We start from the raw sequence: 22486 nt of genomic DNA, 5'->3' as shown, positions 1-22486 counted from the left end.
GCGGCGGACGGGATCCTGGCGATTCGGCCTCACGGGCGAGGTATCGAAAAACATGCCGGCAAAGACGGTCAAAGCGGCGATCGACGAACTGAAGAACGCGGTTCAGTCCCTGGAAAACGCGATCGATAGCCGTTTTGACAGGGAACGCGATCTCGGCGAGTTCGAGGGCGAGGTCCGGCGGGTCAATACGGACCGGTCGCGACTGGCACAGGAACTCGACCAATCCCAATTCCGGGCAAACCGGCTTGAAGAGGTCAACCGCGAGGTTTCCCGACGCCTCGTGACGGCGATGGAAACCATTCGAGCGGTGCTCGACCGCTGAGGTTAAGCGACATGGCGCAGGTGACAGTATCGATCGACGGCAAGGCCTATCGCATGGCCTGCGAAGAGGGACAGGAAGATCATCTGATCGAACTGGCCACGAACTTCGATCAGTATGTCGGTCATTTGAAGACCCAGTTCGGCGAGATCGGCGATCTCAGGCTGACCGTGATGGCCGGCATTATGGTCATGGACGAACTCAGTGAAGTGAACCGCCGGCTGAAGGCGCTCGAATCCGAAGTGGACAGCCTCAAGCAAGGGCGCGACGGCGCGCTCTCCGACCAGGCAAGAAGCGAGGAACTGTTGGCTTCGGCGCTGTCCGAAGTCACCTCGCAGATCCACACCATCGCGGCCAAGCTCAATGGCCGGGCAACCTCTTCGACAAACTGAGCGCTTTCGTCGGGCTGCCTCTGGCGCGACGCAGGGATCGCCTCTATATATTGGATGCGGTCTGCGCTTCCCGACAGGACACACAATCCCCGGGGCCATACTCGATCTCAAGGGAGCTGTCCCTGGCCGGGCTCGTGGGTCCGGACATATGGCGCCCACCTACGTTTGTAGGCACCCGGGATCGTAAACTATCCATCGGTTGTGTGGATCGCACCTCTTCCCCTCTTTCATGCCTGCCTCACCCCGTGGCAAACGCGCTGCGGATGGCGTCGGCCATGGCGTCGACCGTCTGCGAGCGATGGCCGGGGCGGGTGCGCAGCACGACGTTGGAAAAGTCGATGACGCTGAAGCCGTCGTCTTCGGTCAGTTCGCGGCAGCCGGCGGGAATCGCGCTGCGCGACAGCGGCGCGATGGCAAGGCCGGAGACGACGGCGGCGATCAGGCCATTGCTGGTGCGGCTGGCATAGGCGACCCGGCTCTCGATCCGGCGCTTCTTCAGGCCCTTCATCGCAAGCTCGTCACACCAGCCGCCTGCCAGGTAGGTATAGGTGGCGATCGGCAGCGGGCGGCGTTGATGGGCTTCGTGCTGGTCCGACGTCACCCAGACCGTGGGATCGACCATGAGGACCTCGTTGCGCGTCGGGCCGCCGGGTTCGAACACCACGGCGATGTCGATTTCACCAGCGGCCAGCGCATTGACGTTTGACATCGACACGCCCTGCTGCACGGTCACCTCGACGCCGGGGTGAACGGCGGCGAAGGCGCCCAGCGCTTTCGGAAGGGTGGAATTGATGTATTCCTCGGAAATCCCGATCCTGACCGTGCCGGCGAGGGCCGGCAGGCGCATGGATGCCGCGGTGTCGTCGAGCATGGCCACGATCCGGCGGGCGTTGTCTACGAGACGCAAGCCCTGCGCTGTCGGCACCACCCCGCGCGAGTGACGCTCGAACAAGGGGTCGCCGAGCATGTCCTCGAGCTTCTTCAACTGCATGCTGACGGCGGATTGGGTACGGCCGATGCTGTCGGCGGCCCGTGTCAGGTTGCCGGCGTCGGCAACGGCGAGAAAGGTTCTCAGGAGATCGCTGTCGAGCGGAGCGGACATTGTTTTCACCATCAGAGTTTCTGATGGCAGTCATGCTTGCAATTCGTTTGTCAGATGTCAACGGTCCGAGGACAATAGGCGCAACCGATAGACACCAAGGTTGTCCCGATGAGCGTTCTTGCTCTTGCCTTCTTCTCTGATCTTCAGGTCACGCTGCGCGGTCGTCTGCTAACAACGGGTCGACTGCTGTTGGCAGCCGCTTCCGTCGAGCCGCAACCGGCGATCCCGCGTGGCAAGCCGCACCTGCTTCGCGATGCCGGGCTCGTTATTCACGATGCCGGGATCGATGATGTTCGGGCGGATGCCGGCTGGCGTGAACTCGCGGGCCGGGATGCGGTCTACCGCTCACACTGGCTGCTATGAAATGATATCGAGCCGGGCGGCGCGAAAGATCGCTTCGGCGAGATTGCCCGCATGCAGCTTGCGCATGGCGTCCTGCAAGGCCCTGTCGATACGGTCGAGGGGAATATCGGTCTCGCGCATCATGTCCTGACGCGTGCGGCCAGCGTCAGGCAACGCAATTCCAACGGTTCGAGTTCGTTCATCTGGTCCTTCATGGACGTCGGCTTTTCCACTGCTGCCTGCAGGAGCGCGTCCATACATCGAACGCGGGCATTAGTTCCTGCTAATTATTTGAAATCATGTTTGTATTTGCACGCGCCCTTGCATGTGCGAAAGCGGAACCGTTGCCCATGATGAACGGAACCCTAACTCTGTGCCGTTGCGGGAACGTCGCGTTCGACTGTCGCAAACTGTTGCAAAACAGGCGGTGACGTGGTTCGAGCTAAGGGCCGCAGCGCGCTATGCCACAGGCGCCGATGCGGGAATCGATCCGAAAACGGCGTCCTGTTTCATTTCGGGAAAAAGAATGTGGCGCCGGTCCAGTGTTCGCGCGCAGTCTGTCGGAGGGGAATGATGTCACCAAAGGATCTGAAAGCTGCCCTGCGTCGGGAGAGACTGGCGCTTCGCGACGCGATGGCGCCGGAGATCCGCATCGAGGCGAGCCTGACCATGGCCGATCACGCCGGCGACGTCATTGCGCTCGATCCCGGTCATATCGTTTCCGGTTTCTGGCCGATCCGTTCCGAAGTGGACATCAGGCCGCTATTGGCGCGTCTTCGGGAGCGCGGCGCAAGGCTTTGCCTGCCTGTCATCATGGACAAGAAGACCATCGTGTTTCGCGAACTGCTCAACGGCGCGCCTGTCATCGAGACCGGTTTCGGAACGACGGGACCCGGACCGGACGCGCCGGAGCTCGACCCGGATATCATGCTGGTGCCGCTGTCGGCCTTCGATGCTACCGGCCATCGCATCGGTTACGGCGCCGGCTATTACGACCGCGCCATCGACAAGCTGCGCAACAAAGGCCACCTGCCGAAGCTGATCGGGATTGCATTCGACTGCCAGGAAGTGGCATCAGTGCCCGCTGAACCGCACGACGTCGCGCTAGACGCCGTCCTCACGGAAAGCGGCTTTCGACATTTCTAGAGTGTGCCAGGCGGTCCCCGGATTGCCAGCGACGCACTATCACTTTGTTTTACGCAAGTTCGACAGCCACGCGCTTTTGCTCGAACTGGCTTGGTAGGATTGAACGGGCATGAGGCTTTTGTTTCTGGGAGATATGGTTGGCAAGACAGGCCGCACGGCGGTCTGGGAGCGCCTTCCGGGACTGGTCAGCGACCTGAAGCTCGATTTCGTCATCGTCAATGGCGAGAACGCCGCCGGCGGTTTCGGCATCACCGAGGATATCTTTTTAGAGACGATCAATGCAGGTGCCGATGTCGTCACCACCGGCAACCATGTCTGGGACCAGAAGGAAGCGGTCGTCTTCTGCGAGCGGCACGACCAGTTCCTGAGGCCGGCGAATTACCCCGCGGGCACGCCCGGACGCGGATCGAACTTGTTCTTTGCCCGCAATGGCGCGCGCGTGCTCGTTGCCAATGTGATGGGCCGGGTCTTCATGCATCCCGAACTCGACGATCCCTTCAAGTCGGCCGAGGCGATCCTCGCTGCTTGCCCGCTTGGCGAACAGGCTGATGCCATCGTTTTCGATTTCCATGCGGAAGCGACCAGCGAGAAGCAGTGCTTCGGCCACTTCGTCGATGGCCGGGCGAGCCTCGTCGTCGGCACGCACACCCATGTACCGACCGCCGACCACCAGATCCTCAATGGCGGCACCGCCTATATGAGTGATGCCGGAATGTGCGGCGACTACGATTCCTCGCTCGGCATGGACAAGGAAGAGCCGCTCAACCGCTTCATTTCGAAGATGCCGAAGGGGCGCTTCGAGGCGGCGTCCGGGCCGGCAACCATCTGCGGTCTCGGGGTGGAAATTTCCGACCGCACCGGCCTTGCCGATAAGATTGCGCCGCTCCGCCTCGGCCCGCGCCTGACGGAGACGATCCCGGATTTCTGGGCCTGAACCACCGTCAGATTGACGATTTCCCGCTGCCGGATCCTCTCTCCCGCGCCTGATCAAGGCGCGGGATTATACGCGTATCACCTTCGCGGAATTGATTTTTTTCAAGGTGACAACCTGGCAAAATGATGGCAGGTTAACCTCGCGTCAGCACCGTTTTGGACGCGGCCGACGTCCGCAAGTCTTCCACATTGAAGTACCATCCGCAGCACAGGATTGCGGGTTCGAAATGTCGCCGCAGGTATACGGACGACCAATGTCCCATGCCGGGCGTTCTCTATTTCTACTGCAAATTGACTGGATCGGCGTCGATCGGAGACAATTGTGCAGCGAGTTTCAAGCGTGACAGCGTTCTTTCCGCGCTCTGTTTGAAGCGTGGCGCTGTCGGTGCATTTGGAGAGCGTGCATGTTTTCAAAGTGGCATTTGCCGATGATTGTCGGCGCTTCAATTTCCCTTTTCTCGGCGACAAACGTGGCGGCGCAGGATGCGCAGCTTCCCACAGTCACGGCCGCCAAGCCTGTTGTGCGCGATGTGATCGATAGCGATGAGTTCATCGGCCGCTTCGAAGCGGTCGACGAAGTTGCCATCCGCGCCCGCGTCGGGGGGTATCTCGACGAAGTGAACTTCACCGACGGCGCCCTGGTGAAGAAGGGCGACAAGCTCTTCGTCATCGACCAGCGCCCTTACCGCACCGCGCTGTCGCAGGCCGAGGCCGCGCTCGAATCGGCGCGCTCGTCTCTCGCCTTTGCCGAGACCCAGTTCAAGCGCACGGAATCCCTGACCGGGACCGGCACGCTCTCCGTCTCCACCCTTGACGATCACCGCCGTGAACTGCTCTCGGCCCAGGCCAGCGTGCGCGGGGCGGAAGCCGCGGTCGAGCGTGCCAGGCTCGATCTCGATTATACGACGATCGCAGCACCGCTCACCGGCCGCGTCGACCGCCGGCTGATCTCGACCGGCAATCTCGTTCAAGCAGACCAGACCGTGCTGACAACGATCGTTTCACTCGATCCGATTGACTTCTATTTCGACGTCGACGAGCGGCGGCTCCTGTCCTACGCGCGTGTTGCGCGCGAACGCGGCAGCGCGCTGCAGGAGGGCGGTGGTTCGCTCGAGGTCATGGTCACGATCGCCGATGCCAATGAGGCGCCGTTCAAGGGCAAGCTCGATTTCGCAGAAAACCGGCTGGATCAGGCAAGCGGCACGATGCGGGTGCGCGCCCGCTTCGACAATCCCAAGTTCGTGCTGCAGCCGGGCCTGTTCGGCCGTGCCGAGCTCGAGGGCTCAAACTCCTATAAGGCGGTGCTCATTCCAGATGAAGCTATCGGCGCCGACCAGAACGAACGCATCGTCTACGAGGTGCGCGAAGACGGCACCGTCGTCACCAAACCGGTGCGGCTCGGCCCGAAACTGCACGGCTACCGCGTCATCCGCAGCGGCATGACCGGCGATGAAATCATCGTCGTCAACGGTCTGATGCGGGCTCGACCCGGCACCAAGGTCAAGGCCGAGATCGTCGAGTTGCCTCCCGAAGCTCAAGCAGCGGGGACGGCTCAATGAGATTTGCGCACTTTTTCGTCGACCGGCCGATCTTTGCATCGGTGCTTTCGATCGTGCTCTTGATCGTCGGCAGCATCGCCTACGTCCAGCTGCCGGTGGCGCAGTATCCGGAAATTGCCCCGCCGACAATCGTCGTTCGCGCCGCCTATCCGGGCGCTGACGCCGAGACCATCGCCAACACCGTGGCAACGCCGTTGGAGCAGGAAGTCAACGGCGTCGAGAACATGCTCTACATGTCCTCCTATTCGACCGCCGACGGCTCGATGGCGCTGACGATCACCTTCAAGCTCGGCACTGACCTCGATCAGGCCCAGGTTCTGGTGCAGAACCGCGTCTCCATTGCCGAACCGCGGCTGCCGGAAGAAGTCCGCCGCATCGGCATCACCACGGCGAAAAGCTCGCCCGACCTGATGATGGTCGTGCATCTGTTGTCGCCGAATGAGCGCTACGACCAGCTTTACGTGTCGAACTATGCCCGTACCCGGATCCGCGATCTGCTGGTTCGTCTCGACGGCGTCGGCGACGTCATCCTGTTCGGCGAGCGCGAATATGCGCTGCGCGTCTGGCTCGATCCGGAAAAACTCTCGGCCTACTCGATGACAGCCGGCGACGTCGTGCAGGCGTTGCGCGAGCAGAACGTCCAGGTTTCGGGCGGATCGATCGGCGCGCCGCCGACACCGGGCGACAGCGCATTTCAATACACCGTCACGACCGACGGCCGTTTCAGCGATGCCCGGCAGTTCCGCTATGTCATCGTCAAGGCGACGGAAAGCGGGCGTCTGGTGCAGCTGCAGGACGTGGCGCGCATCGAGCTCGGTGCCCGCGAATATGTCAACAACAGCTATCTGGACGGCAGCCCGGCCGTGGCCCTCGGCATCTTCTCGCGGCCGGGCACCAACGCGCTGGACGCGGCCGCCGCGATCCAGAAGGTGATGACGGACGTTTCGAAGGACTTTCCAGACGGTCTCGAATACCGGATCGTCTACAATCCGACAGAGTTCATCTCCGAGTCGATCAACGAGGTCTACAAGACGATCGGCGAAGCCGCCATTCTGGTGGCGCTCGTGGTTCTCGTCTTCCTGCAATCCTGGCGCACGGCGATCATCCCGATCGTTGCGATCCCCGTGTCGTTGATTGGTACCTTCGCATTTCTCTATGCCTTCGGCTTCTCGCTCAACATGCTGACATTGTTCGGCCTGGTGCTGGCGATCGGCATCGTCGTCGACGACGCCATCGTCGTGGTCGAGAACGTCGAGCGAAACCTGGCGCGCGGCATGACCCCGCGCGAGGCGTCGCACGTGACCATGGATGAAGTGGGAGCCGCGGTCATCGCGATATCGCTGGTGTTGACCGCCGTCTTCATCCCAACGGCCTTCATCCCCGGGATTGCCGGCCAGTTCTATCTGCAGTTCGCCGTCACGATTTCTGTGGCGACGGTGATCTCTGCTTTCAATTCGCTGACGCTCTCGCCGGCGCTTGCAGCGATCCTGTTGAAACCGCACGAAAACAATCACCACGAAAGCCGCAACCCGCTCACCCGGTTTGGCCGCTCGCTGGCCAACGGCTTCAACAATGGTTTTGACCGCATGGCCGAAGGCTATGCCTGGATCGTGCGCAAGCTGGTTTCGACGAAAACGGCGCTCGCTGCGGCGCTCATCGTCTTCGTCGGCCTGCTCGGGGCCACCTGGTACATGGCGCAGATCGTGCCGAGCGGCTTCGTGCCGACCATGGACCAGGGCTATGCCATCGTCGTCATCCAGCTTCCGGATGGCGCTTCGCTCGATCGTACCGATGCGGTGGTCAGGCGCGCCTCGAAGATCATCCAGGAGGTGCCCGGCGTGAAGAACGCCGTCGCATTTGCCGGCTTCAACGGTGCGACCTTCACCAACGCCTCCAATTCGGGCGTGATCTTTGCCTCCTTCGAGAGTTTCGAAGAGCGCTTGAAACACGGCCAGGGGGCCAACCAGATCATCGGGCAGCTCTATGGCAGCCTGCAGAGCATCCAGGAGGCCTTCATCATCGCGGTTCCGCCGCCGTCTGTGCGTGGCATAGGCAACTCAGGCGGCTTCAAGATGCAGATCATGGATCGGCAGAGTTCCGACATGCGCCGGGTGTTGGGGCTTGCCTACCAGATGATGGGGGCCGCCAATCAGACCGAGGGGCTGACCGGGGTCTTCACCACGTTCTCGGCGTCGAGCCCGCAATACTTCCTGGCGATCGACCGCGACAAGGCGAGGACCTTGAACGTGCCGATCCCGAACATCTTCGAGGCACTGTCGATCAACCTCGGCACATCCTATGTCAACGACTTCAACGCCTTCGGCCGTGTCTACCAGGTGAGGGCGCAGGCCGACCAGCAATATCGTCTGGAGCGGGACGATATTCTGGCGCTGAAAGTCCGCTCGGCCACTGGCGCCCTGGTGCCGATGGGCACGCTGGTGGAGATCCGCGACACGGCGGGTCCCGCCCTCGTGCAGCGCTACAACATGTACGTATCGGTGCCGATACAGGGCAACCCTGCGCCCGGCGTTTCTACCGGCACGGCCCTCGACAAGATGGAGGCGCTCGCTGCCCAGATCTTGCCGCAGGGAACGACTTTCGAGTGGACGGAGCTCGCCTTCCAGGAACGCCAGACCGGCAACACCGCGGTCTTCATCTTCGCACTGTCGGTCGTCTTCGTGTTCCTGGCGCTGGCGGCGCAGTATGAAAGCTGGGTCCTGCCGCTGGCGATCATCCTGATCGTGCCGCTCGGCGTGCTCTCAGCGCTCGTCGGGGTGTTTATCCGCGGGCTCGATAACAACGTGCTGACCCAGATCGGGCTGATCGTGTTGATCGGACTTGCGGCGAAGAACGCGATCCTGATCGTCGAGTTCGCCCGCCAGGGCGAAGATGAGGGCAAGACGCCGATCGAGGCGGCGGTCGAGGCCAGCCAGTTGCGCCTGCGGCCGATCCTGATGACCGCCTTCGCCTTCATCCTCGGCGTCGTGCCGCTGATGATCGCCACCGGCCCCGGTGCCGAAATGCGCCAGTCGCTCGGAACCGCGGTGTTCTCCGGCATGCTGGGCGTAACCTTCCTCGGCCTGTTCCTGACGCCGGTCTTCTACGTTGCGCTTCGCTCTTTGCGCCGGCGCAAGCCTGTTGCAGCGAGCGAGCCGTTGACGACGCCCGCCGAGTGACACGAACGCATCGCTGTCTGTGATTTAACGCCCCGGCGGAAGCGCCGGGGCGTTTGGTTGTGAACGGGCCTGCCGGTACTGTTCGCAATGCCAGCACAATGACGCAAACGTGAGCGCCCGCTCGCCCATTGCGGCTGGACGTAACGGCGTGCTTGAACAATCCTCCTCTCGCCCGTGATGGCGGCGTTTCTCGAAAGGGGACCGTTCGCTGCCGGTACCGTCAAACGGCCGCACGATCTGTACTCAAGTCGGATTGCTCTTGGGCTCAGGTCATGCGTGCGAGGTGTGAAAGGTGAAGGATGATGCTCCGCTACCTTGCCTACACTTTTGCCGCCATCTGGCTTCTGCATGCCTTCTGGCCCTCGGTCGCGCATGCGCAGGCCGCGCCCGCGCAGGTGAGCCAATGCCAGGCGATCGCCGAGACCTTGCCCAAGGCGACCTTTGCCAGTTTCACGCCGGCCGCTGCCACGACGGGACAGACCGCCGCCGGCGAGGTGACGATCAGCTATCTCGGCCACTCGACCTTTCTGATCGAGACACCGGGCGGTGTCTCTATCGCCACCGATTACAACGGCTGGTTCCGCCCGGAAGCGCCGCCGACGGTGGCGACGATGAACAAGGCCCATTCCAGCCACTACACGCTGACACCGGATCCGGCGATCCGCACAGTGCTGCATGGCTGGGGTGATGACGGCGAGCCGGCGCGGCACGATGTCGTCGTCGGCGATGCCTATATCCGCAACGTCACAACGGACATCCGCTCCGGCGCGATGACGATGGAGCACGATGGCAATTCCATTTTCATCTTCGAGGTGGCGGGCCTGTGCATCGGCCATCTCGGTCATCTGCATCACGAGCTTGATGACAGCCATTACCGGCAGATCGGCAGGCTCGACGTCCTGATGGTGCCGGTCGACGGCGGGCTGACCATGGGCGCCGAAAGCATGAGCCGCGTCGTGTCGCGGCTGCGTGCAGCGCTGATCCTGCCGATGCATCGGCGCGGTCCGCCGATCAACGCCTTCCTCGACATGTTCGGCGACGATTTCGACAAGAGCTTTGCGACAGGGGCGAGCGTCAAAGTCTCGTTGCGTTCCTTGCCAAGCAAACCGCTGATTTATATTCTCCAGGGCGTCTGAACATCGGGATTGCCCAATGAAGTTGTCAGTGGTCGGCGTCGTTGCATTTGTGTTTCTTTCGATCGTGGCCGAGGCAACCACGGCTCTCGCCGGCGGCGCGCCGCCGCCGCGTTTGCCACCGCCCGACACGCAACAGCCCCAAGCCATGCCCCAATCTTCGCCACAAGCAACGGCAATACCCGCCGCCGAGCAGGAAGAGTTCGTGATGCCATCCGGCAATATCGGCTGCATCTATACGCCGGCCGGCGGTACGGCGACCTATCAGCCTGTCGACGGCGGGCCGGAATTATCCTGCGATATCATCGCGCCGCGCTACGTCAGGGCAACACTTGGACGGTCGGGTGCTGCAACGATCAATCGCGAGGTCGGCGATCCCAGCTGCTGTTCCGCCGCGCCGGTGCTCGAATACGGCGCGACGTGGTCGGGCGGACCTTATTCCTGCACCTCGGAACGGACGGGCCTTTCCTGCCGTCGCGACGACGGCCATGCCTTCGTTCTCAGCCGCGCCAGCATCTCCGCCAACTGAAAAGAAACGCCCCCTGCTGGACGGAAAGCGGCAATAAAACTATAAGGCGCCCCATTCCATTCAAATTCATGCATGCAGAGGGTGCCATGGCTGGCCATTCACAGTTCAAGAACATCATGCACCGCAAGGGCCGTCAGGATGCGGTGCGCTCGAAAATGTTTTCCAAGCTCGCGCGCGAAATCACGGTTGCGGCGAAGACCGGTATGCCCGACGCTTCGATGAACGCGCGCCTGCGTCTGGCGATCCAGAACGCCAAGGCGCAGTCGATGCCGAAGGACAACATCGAGCGCGCCATCAAGAAGGCCTCCGGCGGCGATTCCGAAAACTACGAAGAAGTGCGTTACGAAGGTTACGGCCCGGGCGGCGTCGCCGTTATCGTCGAGGCGCTGACCGACAACCGCAACCGCACCGCCTCCAACGTCCGCTCGACCTTCACCAAGGCCGGCGGCGCACTCGGTGAAACCGGCTCGGTTTCCTTCTCGTTCGACCGCGTCGGCGAGATCACCTACAAGCTTTCGGTCGGCACAGCCGACAAGGTCATGGATGCGGCCATCGAAGCCGGTGCCGACGACGTGACCACCGACGAGGAAGGCCACACGATCATCTGCGGTTTCGAAGCGATCGGTGAAGTCTCCAAGGCGCTCGAAGACACGCTCGGCGAAGCCGAAACCGTCAAGGCGATCTGGAAGGCCCAGAACACCGTGCCGGTGGACGAGGAAAAGGCGCAGTCGCTGATGAAGCTCATCGACATCCTCGAAGACGACGATGACGTCCAGAACGTCTACTCGAACTTCGAAGTCTCCGACGAGGTCATGGCGAAGCTTTCGGCCTGATACTCTTCTATCTGTCCCGCATGTTCCCTTAAATCCTATCCGGTCCAAGGGCTAAAACATGCGGCAATGCAGACCGCCGCAGCGACCTTTGCGCGTCCGAAGGGCGCGGGCGCTGTGGATGGTGCGATCTACCCGTGTCCTGTTGGGCGCGGGTTTTTCTTTGGATATCGCCGACGGGATGTCACCGATGACGTATGAATTCGCGATCTTCGATTTCGATGGCACGCTCGCCGATACCGCGGAGGGGTTCATGGCGGCGAGCAACATCGCGGCCACGCGCTTCGGCTTCCGCCAACTCTCCCTGGAGGAGTTCAAGGGGCTGCGCGCCATGAGCAGCCGCGAGATCATCGCCCATATGCGCGTGCCAATGTGGAAGCTGCCGCGGATCGCGACGTTCATGCGTCAGGAGATGGCAGCCCAAGCGCCGTCTACCCGGCTTTTCCCCGGCGTGTCGGACATGTTGACGGGATTGAAGGCGGCCGGCATCGGTATCGCGGTTGTCAGCTCCAATGGCGAAGCGGCCATTCGCACGGCGCTGGGTGAGACCGCTACTGCCGTAGACCTTTTTGAGTGCGGCGCGACGTTGTTCGGCAAGGCGCAGCATTTCAAGCGGGTCGTCAGGTTCGCCGGCATCGACCCGCTGCACGTTCTTGCGATCGGTGACGAGGCCCGCGACATCGAGGCCGCCCGCAAGGCACGCATCTCCGCCGGCGCCGTCGGCTGGGGCTATGCCGACCCGGCGTTTCTGAGATCGCTCGGACCGGATCGTTTCTTCGATCGCATGGACGAGATCCTGCCGGCCTTTCGGGCCGCGAAGGGCTGAAAGGTTACGCGGCTTTTGAAAGCTGCTGCTGCGCCTCGGCGAAGAGCCGCAGCGATTTGAGCCGCGCCGCCATGTCGAAAATCGGCATGGAGATGATCAGTTCGTCCGCCTTCGTCTGGTCGAGGAATGTCCCGATCTTCCGGCGGATGGTTTCAGGGCCGCCGACGATGGCATAGGACATCGCGTGGTCAACGAAGATCTTCTCATCCGAACTCCACAAGCCATCCATCGACGCGACGGGTGCGGGGAACCGGCCGCGGGCGTTGCGTCGAAGGGCGACGAAGGATTGCTGCATCGAGGTGAAGAGGTAGTTCGCCTCCTCGTCGGTCTCCGCTGCCACGCCCATGACGCCGACCATCACGTGTGGCTTGTTGAGCGTTTCGGACGGCGTGAAGCGTTCGCGGTAGATCTCGAGCGCCGACAGCAGCATGTCGGGCGCGAAATGCGAGGCAAAGGCGAAGGGCAGGCCGAGCATGCCGGCGAGGTGCGCGCTGTAGTGGCTCGAACCGAGCAGCCAGATCGGAACATTGGTGTCGGCGCCCGGAACCGCGATTATCGCCTGATTGTCGCCGACGGGCCCAAGCAGTGCCTGCAGCTCGACGACGTCGTTGGGGAAATTGTTGGCGCTCGCCTCCATGTTGCGCCGGAGCGCCTGGGCGGTGCGCATGTCGGTGCCGGGTGCACGCCCGAGGCCGAGATCGATGCGGCCGGGGTAGAGCGCTGCGAGCGTTCCGAACTGCTCGGCAATCACCAGCGGCGAATGGTTCGGCAGCATGATGCCGCCGGAGCCGACGCGGATCGTCTTCGTGCCGGCCGCCACATGGGAAATGACGATGGAGGTCGCAGCGCTGGCGATGCCCTTCATGCCGTGGTGTTCGGCGAGCCAGAAGCGTTTGTAGCCGTTTTCTTCGGCCGCCTGCGCCAGGAGCCTGGAGTTTTCCAGCGATTGGGCGACACTGCCGCCTTCGGTGATCGGGGAGAGATCGAGGACGGAGAACGACGCCATGAGCAAGGCCTTTGTTGAGCAAAATTGATTGAATGCCTATGTAAGGTCAAAATTCCTCAATCCAAGGGCGCTGGTCGAGATTTCCCGCCGGGGCACTCCCCTCATGTGGATGTTTTTGTTTTGTTCACTTTTTGCTGGCAGCGTCCCGACACGCAGCATAGGGTGAAATTCATGCAGACCACGATTCGCATCATCGGCATCGATCCGGGCCTTCGCCGTACCGGCTGGGGCATCATCGAGACGCTCGGCAATTCGCTGCGCTTCGTTGCTTCCGGCACGGTGACGTCGGACGGAGACATGGATCTCGCCTCGCGGCTCTGCCAGCTGCATGACGGCCTTGCCGAAGTCGTGCACAGCTATCAGCCGCACGAGGCGGCGGTGGAGCAGACCTTCGTCAACAAGGACGCGACGGCGACGCTGAAGCTCGGCCAGGCCCGCGGCATCGCCATGCTGGTGCCGGCACGTGCGGGCCTGAGGGTTGCTGAATACGCGCCGAACGCCGTCAAGAAGGCCGTGATCGGTGTCGGTCATGGCGAGAAGCAGCAGATCCACATGATGCTGAAGGTCCTGATGCCGAAGGCCGAGTTCAAGGGCAACGACGCTGCCGACGCGCTGGCGATCGCCATCTGCCACGCGCACAACCGCTTGTCGGTGACCAGCCGGCTTGCGGCCCTGATGGGGTAGTTGCGCTTCTGCCATTAATTTCCGATGGTCGGTCCGACCGTCCCGCAATCCATCCATGAGAGACGACGCCACATGATCGGCAAATTGAAGGGTACCATCGACGAAATCGGCGAGGATCATGTCGTTCTCGACGTCCATGGCGTCGGCTATGTCGCCCATTGTTCGGCGCGCACATTGTCGAAGCTCGGTTCGGCGGGCGAGGCGGCGGTGTTGTTCATCGAAACCTATGTGCGCGAGGACCAGCTGAAGCTGTTCGGCTTCCTGAGCGCACTGGAGCGCGAGTGGTTCCGGCTTTTGCAGAGCGTCCAGGGCGTGGGTTCCAAGGTGGCGCTCGCTCTTTTGTCGACGCTGACGCCGGGCGAGCTCGCAAACGCGATTGCGCTGCAGGACAAGACCTCGGTGTCACGTGCGCCGGGCGTCGGTCCGAAGGTCGCAGTCCGTATCGTCACTGAGCTGAAGAACAAGGCGCCGGCTTTTGCCGGCGAGATGTCCGGCTCGATCGGCCTCAAGCAGGAATTGGGCGAAGGTGTCGCCTCGGCGCCGGTCTCCGACGCCGTATCGGCACTGACCAATCTCGGTTATTCGCGCGATCAGGCCGCCAATGCGGTTGCCGCGGCGCTGAAGAATGGTGGCGAGGATGCCGACAGCGCCAAGCTGATCCGGCTGGGTCTCAAGGAACTGGCGCGATGACGGCTTGCGTTGTCGGGCCGGTCGATGCAAAACGGCCATATTCTTTGACACCATGCATACGAATGCCCGATCGATTGGAACGGATGGATGACTGATGCCGCACGCCTGATAACGCCGGATAAGCGCGGCGAAGATCTCGATGCGACCATGCGTCCGCAGTCGCTGGACGAATTTACCGGCCAGGCGGAAGCGCGCGCCAACCTGAAGATCTTCATCGAGGCGGCCAAGAACCGCGGCGAGGCGCTCGATCACGTGCTGTTCGTCGGGCCTCCCGGCCTCGGCAAGACGACGCTGGCGCAGATCATGGCCAAGGAACTCGGCGTCAATTTCCGCTCGACCTCCGGCCCCGTCATCGCCAAGGCGGGCGATTTGGCTGCACTTCTGACCAACCTTGAAGAGCGCGACGTTCTGTTCATCGACGAAATCCACCGCCTCAACCCGGCGGTCGAGGAAATCCTCTATCCGGCGATGGAAGACTTCCAGCTCGACCTCATCATCGGCGAGGGGCCGGCGGCGCGCTCGGTGAAGATCGACCTGTCGAAGTTCACGCTGGTGGCGGCCACCACCCGCCTCGGCCTTTTGACGACGCCGCTTCGCGACCGGTTCGGCATTCCGGTGCGGCTCAATTTCTACACGGTCGAGGAACTGGAATCGATCGTGCGCCGCGGCTCCCGGTTGATGGGGCTCGGCATGACCGATGACGGCGCGCGCGAGATTGCACGACGGGCGCGCGGCACGCCGCGCATCGCCGGTCGCCTGCTGCGCCGCGTGCGCGATTTTGCCGAAGTGGCGCGCGCCGAGGCGGTGACGAAGACAATTGCCGACGAGGCGCTGACGCGGCTGCTCGTCGACAATATGGGGCTCGACCAGCTCGATCGTCGCTATCTCTTCATGATCGCCCAGAATTTCGCCGGCGGCCCCGTCGGCATCGAAACCATCGCCGCCGGCCTCTCCGAACCGCGCGATGCGATCGAAGACATCATCGAGCCCTATCTGATCCAGCAGGGTTTTATCCAGCGCACGCCGCGCGGTCGTGTGCTCACCGCCAATGCCTGGAAACATATCGGCCTCAATCCGCCGAAAGAGGTCGAGGCGGCCCAGTTTCGATTGACGCTCGAGGACGAATGAATGATCACCCGCCGCGGGCTTTTGAAGTTTCTCGGCGGCGGCATCGCCAGCATGGCGGCACTCGGCGGTTATGCTTTTGCCATCGAGCCGCTCGCCCGGCTGAACGTGACGCGCTATGCGCTCACGCCGCCTGGCTGGACGCCGGGCCTGAAGCTGCGGGTGGTGGCATTGGCGGACATCCACGCCTGCGAACCCTGGATGTCGGCCAATCGCATCGCCTCGATCTGCCGGCAGGCCAATGCGCTCGGTGGCGATATCACCGTCCTTCTCGGCGACTACGCCGCCGGCATGAACCTGGTGACGCGCTACGTGCACTCCAGCGAATGGTCGAAGGCGCTGGCAACACTCGAAGCGCCGCTCGGGGTGCATGCAGTCATGGGCAATCATGACTGGTGGGAGGACAGGACGGCGCAGAAGAACAGCGGCGGTCTCACCTTCGGCCACAAGGCGCTCGCCGACGTCGGCATCAATGTCTACAGCAACCGCGCCATCCGGCTTGAAAAGGACGGGATGGGCTTCTGGCTCGCCGGCCTTGAAGACCAGCTTGCGCTGGTGCCGGGCAAAAAGTGGATGCGCAAGTACATGCAAGGCCTCGACGATCTCGATGGCACATTGGCGCAGGTCGACGACGACGCACCGGTGATCCTGCTTGCCCACGAACCGGATATTTTCCCGAAGGTGCCGTCGCGCGTCGCCTTGACTCTATCGGGCCATACCCACGGCGGGCAGGTCCGGTTTCTCGGCCATGCTCCCGTCGTGCCCTCCCGTTTCGGCGATCGTTATGCCTACGGCCATGTGGTCGAGGGAGATCGCAGTCTGATCGTTTCTGGCGGGCTCGGCTGCTCGATTGCGCCGGTCCGCTTCGGCGTGCCGCCGGAGATCCTGGTCATCGATCTCGGCTGATAGGCTCCCGGCCGCATGGCTTAGGCGCGTGGCCGAATGACGTATTTCGGCGTTGCCGCGTGCCCGCTATGATCCGGCAAGGAAAGAGCCGACCGTCGACGCTCGTCGAGCGCGTCCCGTTGCCTCAACCGCTTCCATGATGGCGGCGGCAGCTCGAAATCCATCCATCGAAGGGAAGAGTGCATGCTGGCGCGGCGCGGGTTTCTCAAGCTTCTCGGCGGTTTGATGATGGCTGGGTTCGGCACCAGCGCCTATGCCGTCGGCGTAGAGCCGTTGAAGCGGCCGCTTGTGACGTCTTACGCCTTGCGACCTGCCAATTGGCCGTCAGGGCTGAAGCTGAGGATCGTCGTTCTGGCGGATATCCATGCCTGCGAGCCCTGGATGCCGGTGAGCCGGATAGCCGGCATCTGCGATCAGGCCAGTGCGCTTGGCGGCGACATCATCCTTTTGCTCGGCGACTACATGAGCAGCCTGCGCCTGACCGGCTTCGTCGAGCCTGCTCGTTGGGCCGATGCATTGGCGCGGCTGAAGGCGCCGCTCGGTGTCCATGCGATCATGGGCAACCACGATTGGCTCAACGATCCGGTTGCCAGCCGAGCGGGGCATGGTCCGACGCTCGCGCACAGGGCGCTCGCCGGCGTCGGTATTCCCGTTTATGACAATCGTGCACTGCGCCTGGAAAAGGACGGACGATCCTTCTGGCTCGCGGGTCTCGCCGATCAACTCGAGCCGAGCTATCCGGCCCCCGATGGCTCCGGCATGATCCCGGGGCTGGATGACTTGCCGGGTACGCTGGCGGGTATCGAGGGCGACGAGCCGATCATTCTCATGGCCCACGAGCCGGACATCTTCGTCGACGTGCCCGCGCGTGTTTCGCTGACACTCGCAGGTCATACCCATGGCGGCCAGGTGAGGCTCCTGGGGTATTCACCGCTCGTCCCGTCGCGATACGGCAACCGTTATGCCTACGGACATATCATCGAGCGGGACCGGCACATGATCGTCTCGGGTGGACTGGGGCTTTCGAACTTGCCGATCCGGATCGGATCGCCGCCGGAGATCGTTGCCATCGACATCGGCTAGGATCGTCACTGCCGTTGCCGTCACGATCTCGAGGCTATATCGCCAAGGAAGATGCTGAATATCTGTGTATGGAGTATGTCTACTTTATTGTATTCTTATTTTAGCCATATCTGCGCCGCGCTTTGAGCCGATTTCGACAGTAACAAGACGCCGGGCGATTAAGGGCATTAGCAGTATCACATGCCGTCCAGGGACAGACAGAAGCGGTTATAGTTCAGCGTAGATTTCATTCAGTCTGAGGGAATTTTTAGGGTGCGCCATTCGGGGTGGCGCTGTTCCCATGTGATGCTGCCGATATCGAAAAGGTACTTTCAATGGGTCTCATGTTTCTGATCAATACGCTGAGCCTCGATCCAGTCGCTGCACTCAAGACGGGTCTTCGCATACTCCATTTCATCGGCTTGGCGCTGGGATTGGGCGCTGCTACCGTTCTCGATCTGATGATCGTGCGGTTCTTCATCAAGGGGAAAGTGACCCCGGAACACTGGGCGGTGTTCCACTTCGGGTCGAAGATCGTGAATTGGGGCCTGATCCTTCTGTGGGTCACCGGCTTCGGCTTCCTTGCCTATTACGGCTTTTTCGAACCGATCAAACTCGGCAATGAAAAGGTCTGGGCGAAAATGACCATTGTTGCCATCCTGACGGTCAATGGCGCCTTCATCCATGCGGTGATCCTGCCGAAGGTGAAGATGCAGATCGGCCGATCGCTGATGGAAGGCATGTCGACCAAACAGCGCAGCACCTTCCTCGTCTCCGGTGCCGTATCGGCAACCTCCTGGTACGTGCCGCTGATGCTTGGCGCATTGCCGCAGCTCAACTTCGTCGTTCCGATGACGGTGATCCTGATGGCTTATGGCGTGCTGCTCGCAGCGGCGATCGTCATCTCGCACAGCCTTCTCTTCGTGCTTCCGGCGGACAAGAAGCCGGCCGTGCAGATGAAAACGCGGGTCGAGCCGATGATGGGTCTGCCCTCTGTTGCTTGATTTTGGGGGATCACGGGTCTGAATTTGACCCGTGACCGAAAGGAAAGGCCCGGCGTCGCACACGACGCCGGGCCTTTCTGCTTTTGGCGGTGCGAATGGCCGTGGCGAACAGGTGACCGTCAGGCGAGCAGGCTCGCCACGCTTGCCTGGAGCCGTTTCAGCCCGCCCGGCTGCCAGCCCAGTGCTCGGATCTTCTCTGTATTCATGGTGTTGAACGCCGTCAGCACGGCCGGGGCGGGAAGGGCATGAGGGCTTCCGCTGATATTTTTGACCAATGCCAGGATGGCACGATTGTCTATTAGGACATCGGAGACGTTGAACACGCCGTCCGGCTGGCTGCTCGATGGTGTTTCGAGGACAAGGCGCACGGCGGCGGCGACATCGTCACCATGCACCTCGGTGCCGGCGCGCGGAACAATCGCACCACCCGAAAGATAATCATCGAAAAGCGACTGCCATTTGTGACCGCCGCCCCGACCTGGTCGTCCGTAGACACCGGTCACGCGCAGGCTCACCGCCTTGAAACCGTCCGTGTTCAGCTTGGCGAGTTCGTTTTCGGCTTCCAGCTTGAGGGCGCCGTAGAGGCTTTCAGGGTGGCAGGGCGTTTCTTCAAAGAGGTCTGCTCCCGGCGGCTGTCTGCCGTAGACGGCGCGGCTCGACAGGAAGACGCACCGCTTTATGCCCTGGTCGCGCGCGGTTCGAAACAGGGTGGCCGAGCCATCGAGATTGCTGCGGCGGAACCCTTCCGGGTCACTCCCTTCGCCGCCACGATAACGGCCTTCGACATGCTGGAAGGCGGCGTGGACGAAGTGGTCGACGTGGCGGAAGGCAGGGCTCTGGTCAATATCCGGGTCGAGTGTCAGCGCAACGAAGGCCACGGGTTTCGAAAACAAGGCGGGAGCGGGCGGCGTGCGGCCGCCGACAACCACGTCGTATCCCCTCGCCAGCAGATGCTCGACGATGAAGCGTCCGACAAAGCCGGTGCCGCCGGTGACGAGCACGCGACTCATGACGGGGCCGGATTGGCGAGAGTTGCGATGTCGGGAATGCCCTCGCCGGTCAGATAGGCGAACCAGAGATCGATCAGCGGCTGAAGCTGCCCGGCCCGCGGGTGATCCTTCTCCCACGGCTTTTCATACTGATAGTGCAGCACGCCGATCGACGACCAGTCCCAAAGATCGGGCAGGTTGAACCAGACATATTGCAGCATGTTCATGGTCACCGGCAGGCCGTGCCAATCGGGAAAGAAGGTCTGCAGGAAGGTCTGGTCGGTACGCGGCCAGAAGGCGTCGGGCGCATCGAGCCTGTCGAGCATTGCTGCGAACGTCACCGTCGATGGTTCGGCGACAAAGACGCCCGAATTCAGCCGGTGAAAATCGGCAAGGCTTTCATAAACATTCGGCGCCGCGGAAAACTCCGGGTAGTGAAAGAGCCGGTCGATGTTTTTGAGAAAGATGGCGTCCGCATCGATGAACACGCAGCGACGGTAGGCCGTCAGTTGCCAGAGCCGCAGCTTGCAGAAATTGTCGAGCGGTGAGTGAAAGGCCGGCTTGCGCCCCTTGGTGAACGGCGCCTTGTCGTGGACGTTGCGGCGGGCGTGGCGTTCGTTGAAGGCATGCGAGAGCGGCAGCAGATCGGTTTCGACAAGGCGGCAATCGAAGGCCGAAAGCGGCGCGAGTGCCTCGGCCGACACGCAGCCCGTGTGGAGGACGACGATATCGGCCGGGGTCTTCGTCAGACGGATCGAGCGGGCGAGCGCGCGGGCGCCGAGCGCATAATCCTCGTTGGTGACGAGCGTCACGAACGCATGGTTGGAGGCGGCGGGGGAAGAGGGGCGGAGCCCCTCCGGTTGGTCTTCGAACGATGTCATGAAACGGATTTCAGCCGCTTGCCCTCGGGATCATGGTTGATGCGCGTGGCGATATCCCTGGTCCAGGCGGACACGGCCGGGACGCGCGCGCGATCGACGCGATAGGCGAATTTTTTGGCGACATCGACGATTTCGGACAAGAGGCCATCTCGGAGGCGGGTCGGATCAAGGCCGAGCGACAGGAACTTTTCGTTGTGTACGACCAGCTCGTTTTCCGCCGCTTCCTTGCGCGGGTTGGGCAACCAGGCGATCTGCGAGCCGGATATTGCAGCGATCATTTCGGCGAGATCGCGCACACGATGGGTTTCGGTCATCTGGTTGAAGATCTCGACACGGCTGCCGCGGGCCGGCGGCTGCTTCAGCGCCAGCTCGATGCAGCGAACGGAATCCTGGATGTGGATGAAGGCGCGCGTCTGGCCGCCGGAGCCATGAACGGTCAGGGGATAGCCGATCGCCGCCTGGATGAGGAAGCGGTTGAGGACGGTGCCGTAGTCGCCGTCGTAGTCGAAGCGGTTGATCAGCTGGGGGTGTCGGCGGGTCTGTTCGGTATGGGTGCCCCAGACGATCCCCTGGTGCAGATCGGTGATCCTGAGGCCGTCGTTCTTGGCGTAGAACTGGAAAAGCAACTGATCCAGGCACTTGGTCATGTGGTAGATCGAGCCGGGATTGGAGGGGTAGAGGATCTCCTGGCTCACGGTTTGCCCTGCCATCGTCTCGATGCCCACGGGCAGATAGCCCTCGGGGATCGCCGCGCCGACGGTGGAATATCCGTAGACGCCCATGGTGCCGAGATGGACCAGATGCGCATCAAGTTCGAGTTCGACCAATGCGTTCAGTAGATTGTGGGTGGCATTGACGTTGTTGTTGACGGTGTAGTTCTTGTGCCGGTCGCTCTTCATCGAATATGGCGCGGCGCGCTGTTCGGCGAAATGCACGATCGCGTCGGGGCGATGGTCCGCCAGCCAGTTCTTTAAGAGATCGTAGTCGCGGGCTAGATCGATCAGGTTGAAGTGGATGCGGCGACCGGTCTCGGCATGCCAGATGCGGGTGCGCTCCTGGATCGAATCCATCGGGGTCAGGGATTGAACACCAAGTTCCGTGTCGATCCAGCGGCGCGAGAGATTGTCGAGGATGTGAATGTCGTGGCCGGCATCGGAGAGATGAAGGGCCGTTGGCCAGCCGACGAAACCATCGCCGCCGAGGATCGCAATCTTCATGCACGGATCTCCTGATCAGGAAGGAAAGCTGTGCCACGTGTAGGATAGGATTGTGACAGGGCTGCAATGCTTGCAAATGCGTTTTTGTTGCTGCACAGGATCTGGGAATTCTAGTCGGAGAGAAGCATGTCCCTGATCTCGCTTGCTGGCGAATTGACCGAAGACGGCCATCGGCTGGTCCAGCGCGTCTACTATGAAGACACCGATTTTTCCGGTGTCGTCTACCATGCCCGCTACCTGCATTTCATGGAGCGTGCCCGGACGGATTTCCTGCGGCTCTTGGGTGTGGAGCAGGCGACGCTGGCGATCGAAGGAGACAGCGAAGGGCTCGTTTTCGTCGTTCATCGCATGGAGATCGACTTCAAGGCGCCGGCGCGCATGGACGATATCCTTACGATCGGCACGGTCACCGAGAAAGCCGGCGGCGCCAAGATGGTACTGCTGCAGGAGATCCGGCGCGATGGCCAGCTGCTGATCGCCGCCAAGGTGATTATCGCCGTCATCAATGGCCAGGGCCGCCCCCGCCGGCTGCCCGAAGCGCTGGCGACAAAATTTACACGGGCAAGGCAAAGCGCAGGCTAAGTCGGTCCCGTTGCAAGCATCGCAGCGACCGTTTCGAGGGGCGCTTTTGTTGC

General features: G+C 62.1%; 24 protein-coding genes and 1 other RNA gene. 19 read left to right on the top strand and 6 right to left on the bottom strand.

Annotation, left to right across the window (positions count from 1 at the left end; genetic code table 11):
• Positions 1-52: 52 nt before the first annotated feature.
• The 3 genes from LPJGGPFB_RS30170 (at position 53) to ssrS (ending at position 925) form a co-directional block, all read left to right on the top strand.
• On the top strand, positions 53-322 hold the full coding sequence (locus LPJGGPFB_RS30170) for a DUF4164 domain-containing protein (protein WP_053249644.1): 270 nt from the start codon (positions 53-55) through the stop codon (positions 320-322).
• A gap of 11 nt (positions 323-333) precedes the next feature.
• Complete coding sequence (locus LPJGGPFB_RS30165; protein ID WP_173423606.1) at positions 334-711, top strand: cell division protein ZapA; 378 nt, start codon at positions 334-336, stop codon at positions 709-711.
• A gap of 55 nt (positions 712-766) precedes the next feature.
• A non-coding RNA gene (gene ssrS, locus LPJGGPFB_RS30160) (6S RNA) lies at positions 767-925 on the top strand.
• Positions 926-949: 24 nt separating this feature from the next.
• Here ssrS and LPJGGPFB_RS30155 read toward each other — a convergent pair.
• Positions 950-1825: a LysR family transcriptional regulator gene (locus LPJGGPFB_RS30155; RefSeq protein WP_234903148.1), complete on the bottom strand. Its 876-nt coding sequence runs from the start codon at positions 1823-1825 to the stop codon at positions 950-952.
• Positions 1826-1921: 96 nt separating this feature from the next.
• Between LPJGGPFB_RS30155 and LPJGGPFB_RS30150 the strand changes: the two genes are divergently transcribed.
• Positions 1922-2176 carry a hypothetical protein gene (locus tag LPJGGPFB_RS30150; RefSeq protein ID WP_173423605.1) on the top strand — a complete coding sequence of 85 codons (255 nt, stop codon included), beginning with the start codon at positions 1922-1924 and terminating at the stop codon, positions 2174-2176.
• On the opposite strand, the gene LPJGGPFB_RS30145 is transcribed toward LPJGGPFB_RS30150, so the two are convergent.
• On the bottom strand, positions 2171-2329 hold the full coding sequence (locus tag LPJGGPFB_RS30145) for a hypothetical protein (RefSeq protein ID WP_234903147.1): 159 nt from the start codon (positions 2327-2329) through the stop codon (positions 2171-2173). The two genes, LPJGGPFB_RS30150 and LPJGGPFB_RS30145, sit on opposite strands and share 6 nt — an antisense overlap.
• A 399-nt stretch (positions 2330-2728) precedes the next feature.
• Between LPJGGPFB_RS30145 and LPJGGPFB_RS30140 the strand changes: the two genes are divergently transcribed.
• From LPJGGPFB_RS30140 to LPJGGPFB_RS30105, 8 genes are all read left to right on the top strand, one after another.
• Complete coding sequence (locus tag LPJGGPFB_RS30140) at positions 2729-3301, top strand: 5-formyltetrahydrofolate cyclo-ligase (RefSeq protein WP_173423604.1); 573 nt, start codon at positions 2729-2731, stop codon at positions 3299-3301.
• Positions 3302-3410: 109 nt separating this feature from the next.
• Positions 3411-4235 carry a TIGR00282 family metallophosphoesterase gene (locus tag LPJGGPFB_RS30135; RefSeq protein ID WP_173423603.1) on the top strand — a complete coding sequence of 275 codons (825 nt, stop codon included), beginning with the start codon at positions 3411-3413 and terminating at the stop codon, positions 4233-4235.
• 403 nt (positions 4236-4638) lie between these two features.
• Positions 4639-5793, top strand: a complete 1155-nt coding sequence (locus tag LPJGGPFB_RS30130; protein WP_173423602.1) for an efflux RND transporter periplasmic adaptor subunit — start codon at positions 4639-4641, stop codon at positions 5791-5793.
• A complete protein-coding gene (locus tag LPJGGPFB_RS30125; RefSeq protein ID WP_173423601.1) occupies positions 5790-8969 on the top strand; it encodes an efflux RND transporter permease subunit in 3180 nt (1059 codons plus the stop codon). The genes LPJGGPFB_RS30130 and LPJGGPFB_RS30125 overlap by 4 nt, the downstream gene beginning before the upstream one ends.
• 299 nt (positions 8970-9268) lie before the next feature.
• The gene (locus tag LPJGGPFB_RS30120) at positions 9269-10105 is read left to right on the top strand and encodes an MBL fold metallo-hydrolase (protein ID WP_173423600.1); all 837 of its coding nucleotides are present in this window, start codon (positions 9269-9271) and stop codon (positions 10103-10105) included.
• Between the two features lie 16 nt (positions 10106-10121).
• Positions 10122-10631, top strand: a complete 510-nt coding sequence (locus LPJGGPFB_RS30115) for a DUF6636 domain-containing protein (RefSeq protein ID WP_234903146.1) — start codon at positions 10122-10124, stop codon at positions 10629-10631.
• An 86-nt stretch (positions 10632-10717) separates the two neighbouring features.
• Complete coding sequence (locus LPJGGPFB_RS30110; protein WP_173423599.1) at positions 10718-11464, top strand: YebC/PmpR family DNA-binding transcriptional regulator; 747 nt, start codon at positions 10718-10720, stop codon at positions 11462-11464.
• 142 nt (positions 11465-11606) lie between these two features.
• Positions 11607-12287: an HAD hydrolase-like protein gene (locus tag LPJGGPFB_RS30105; RefSeq protein WP_234903145.1), complete on the top strand. Its 681-nt coding sequence runs from the start codon at positions 11607-11609 to the stop codon at positions 12285-12287.
• 4 nt (positions 12288-12291) lie between these two features.
• On the opposite strand, the gene LPJGGPFB_RS30100 is transcribed toward LPJGGPFB_RS30105, so the two are convergent.
• Entirely contained in the window at positions 12292-13293 is a 1002-nt protein-coding gene (locus LPJGGPFB_RS30100; RefSeq protein ID WP_173423598.1) for an LLM class flavin-dependent oxidoreductase, read from the bottom strand.
• A 171-nt stretch (positions 13294-13464) separates the two neighbouring features.
• Between LPJGGPFB_RS30100 and ruvC the strand changes: the two genes are divergently transcribed.
• The 6 genes from ruvC to LPJGGPFB_RS30070 all read left to right on the top strand — a co-directional run bounded on the left by ruvC (position 13465) and on the right by LPJGGPFB_RS30070 (position 18764).
• Entirely contained in the window at positions 13465-13977 is a 513-nt protein-coding gene (gene ruvC / locus LPJGGPFB_RS30095) for a crossover junction endodeoxyribonuclease RuvC (RefSeq protein ID WP_053249697.1), read from the top strand.
• A 72-nt stretch (positions 13978-14049) separates the two neighbouring features.
• On the top strand, positions 14050-14667 hold the full coding sequence (ruvA, locus tag LPJGGPFB_RS30090; RefSeq protein ID WP_173423597.1) for a Holliday junction branch migration protein RuvA: 618 nt from the start codon (positions 14050-14052) through the stop codon (positions 14665-14667).
• An 87-nt stretch (positions 14668-14754) separates the two neighbouring features.
• Positions 14755-15795: a Holliday junction branch migration DNA helicase RuvB gene (gene ruvB, locus LPJGGPFB_RS30085; RefSeq protein WP_173423596.1), complete on the top strand. Its 1041-nt coding sequence runs from the start codon at positions 14755-14757 to the stop codon at positions 15793-15795.
• Positions 15796-16698, top strand: coding sequence for a metallophosphoesterase (locus LPJGGPFB_RS30080; protein ID WP_173423595.1), 903 nt, complete (start codon positions 15796-15798; stop codon positions 16696-16698).
• 183 nt (positions 16699-16881) lie between these two features.
• Positions 16882-17781, top strand: a complete 900-nt coding sequence (locus LPJGGPFB_RS30075) for a metallophosphoesterase (RefSeq protein ID WP_173423594.1) — start codon at positions 16882-16884, stop codon at positions 17779-17781.
• A 314-nt stretch (positions 17782-18095) separates the two neighbouring features.
• Complete coding sequence (locus LPJGGPFB_RS30070; RefSeq protein ID WP_173423593.1) at positions 18096-18764, top strand: hypothetical protein; 669 nt, start codon at positions 18096-18098, stop codon at positions 18762-18764.
• A 119-nt stretch (positions 18765-18883) separates the two neighbouring features.
• Here LPJGGPFB_RS30070 and LPJGGPFB_RS30065 read toward each other — a convergent pair whose 3' ends face one another.
• From LPJGGPFB_RS30065 to LPJGGPFB_RS30055, 3 genes are read right to left on the bottom strand one after another with little or no spacing between them, the layout of a single operon-like run.
• On the bottom strand, positions 18884-19774 hold the full coding sequence (locus LPJGGPFB_RS30065; protein ID WP_173423592.1) for an NAD-dependent epimerase/dehydratase family protein: 891 nt from the start codon (positions 19772-19774) through the stop codon (positions 18884-18886).
• On the bottom strand, positions 19771-20634 hold the full coding sequence (locus tag LPJGGPFB_RS30060; protein WP_173423591.1) for a glycosyltransferase: 864 nt from the start codon (positions 20632-20634) through the stop codon (positions 19771-19773). Before LPJGGPFB_RS30060 ends, LPJGGPFB_RS30065 begins: the two co-directional genes overlap by 4 nt.
• Positions 20631-21851, bottom strand: a complete 1221-nt coding sequence (locus tag LPJGGPFB_RS30055) for an NAD-dependent epimerase/dehydratase family protein (protein ID WP_173423590.1) — start codon at positions 21849-21851, stop codon at positions 20631-20633. The genes LPJGGPFB_RS30060 and LPJGGPFB_RS30055 overlap by 4 nt, the downstream gene beginning before the upstream one ends.
• 126 nt (positions 21852-21977) lie before the next feature.
• Between LPJGGPFB_RS30055 and ybgC the strand changes: the two genes are divergently transcribed.
• On the top strand, positions 21978-22433 hold the full coding sequence (gene ybgC / locus LPJGGPFB_RS30050) for a tol-pal system-associated acyl-CoA thioesterase (RefSeq protein ID WP_077500703.1): 456 nt from the start codon (positions 21978-21980) through the stop codon (positions 22431-22433).
• Positions 22434-22486 lie beyond the last annotated feature (53 nt).

The sequence above is a fragment of the Ensifer adhaerens genome, from assembly GCF_013283195.1.
Classification (GTDB): Bacteria; Pseudomonadota; Alphaproteobacteria; order Rhizobiales; family Rhizobiaceae; genus Ensifer; species Ensifer adhaerens_G.
The sequence above is the reverse complement of the archived record's forward strand: the minus strand, read 5'-3'. Positions and strand labels throughout refer to the sequence as shown.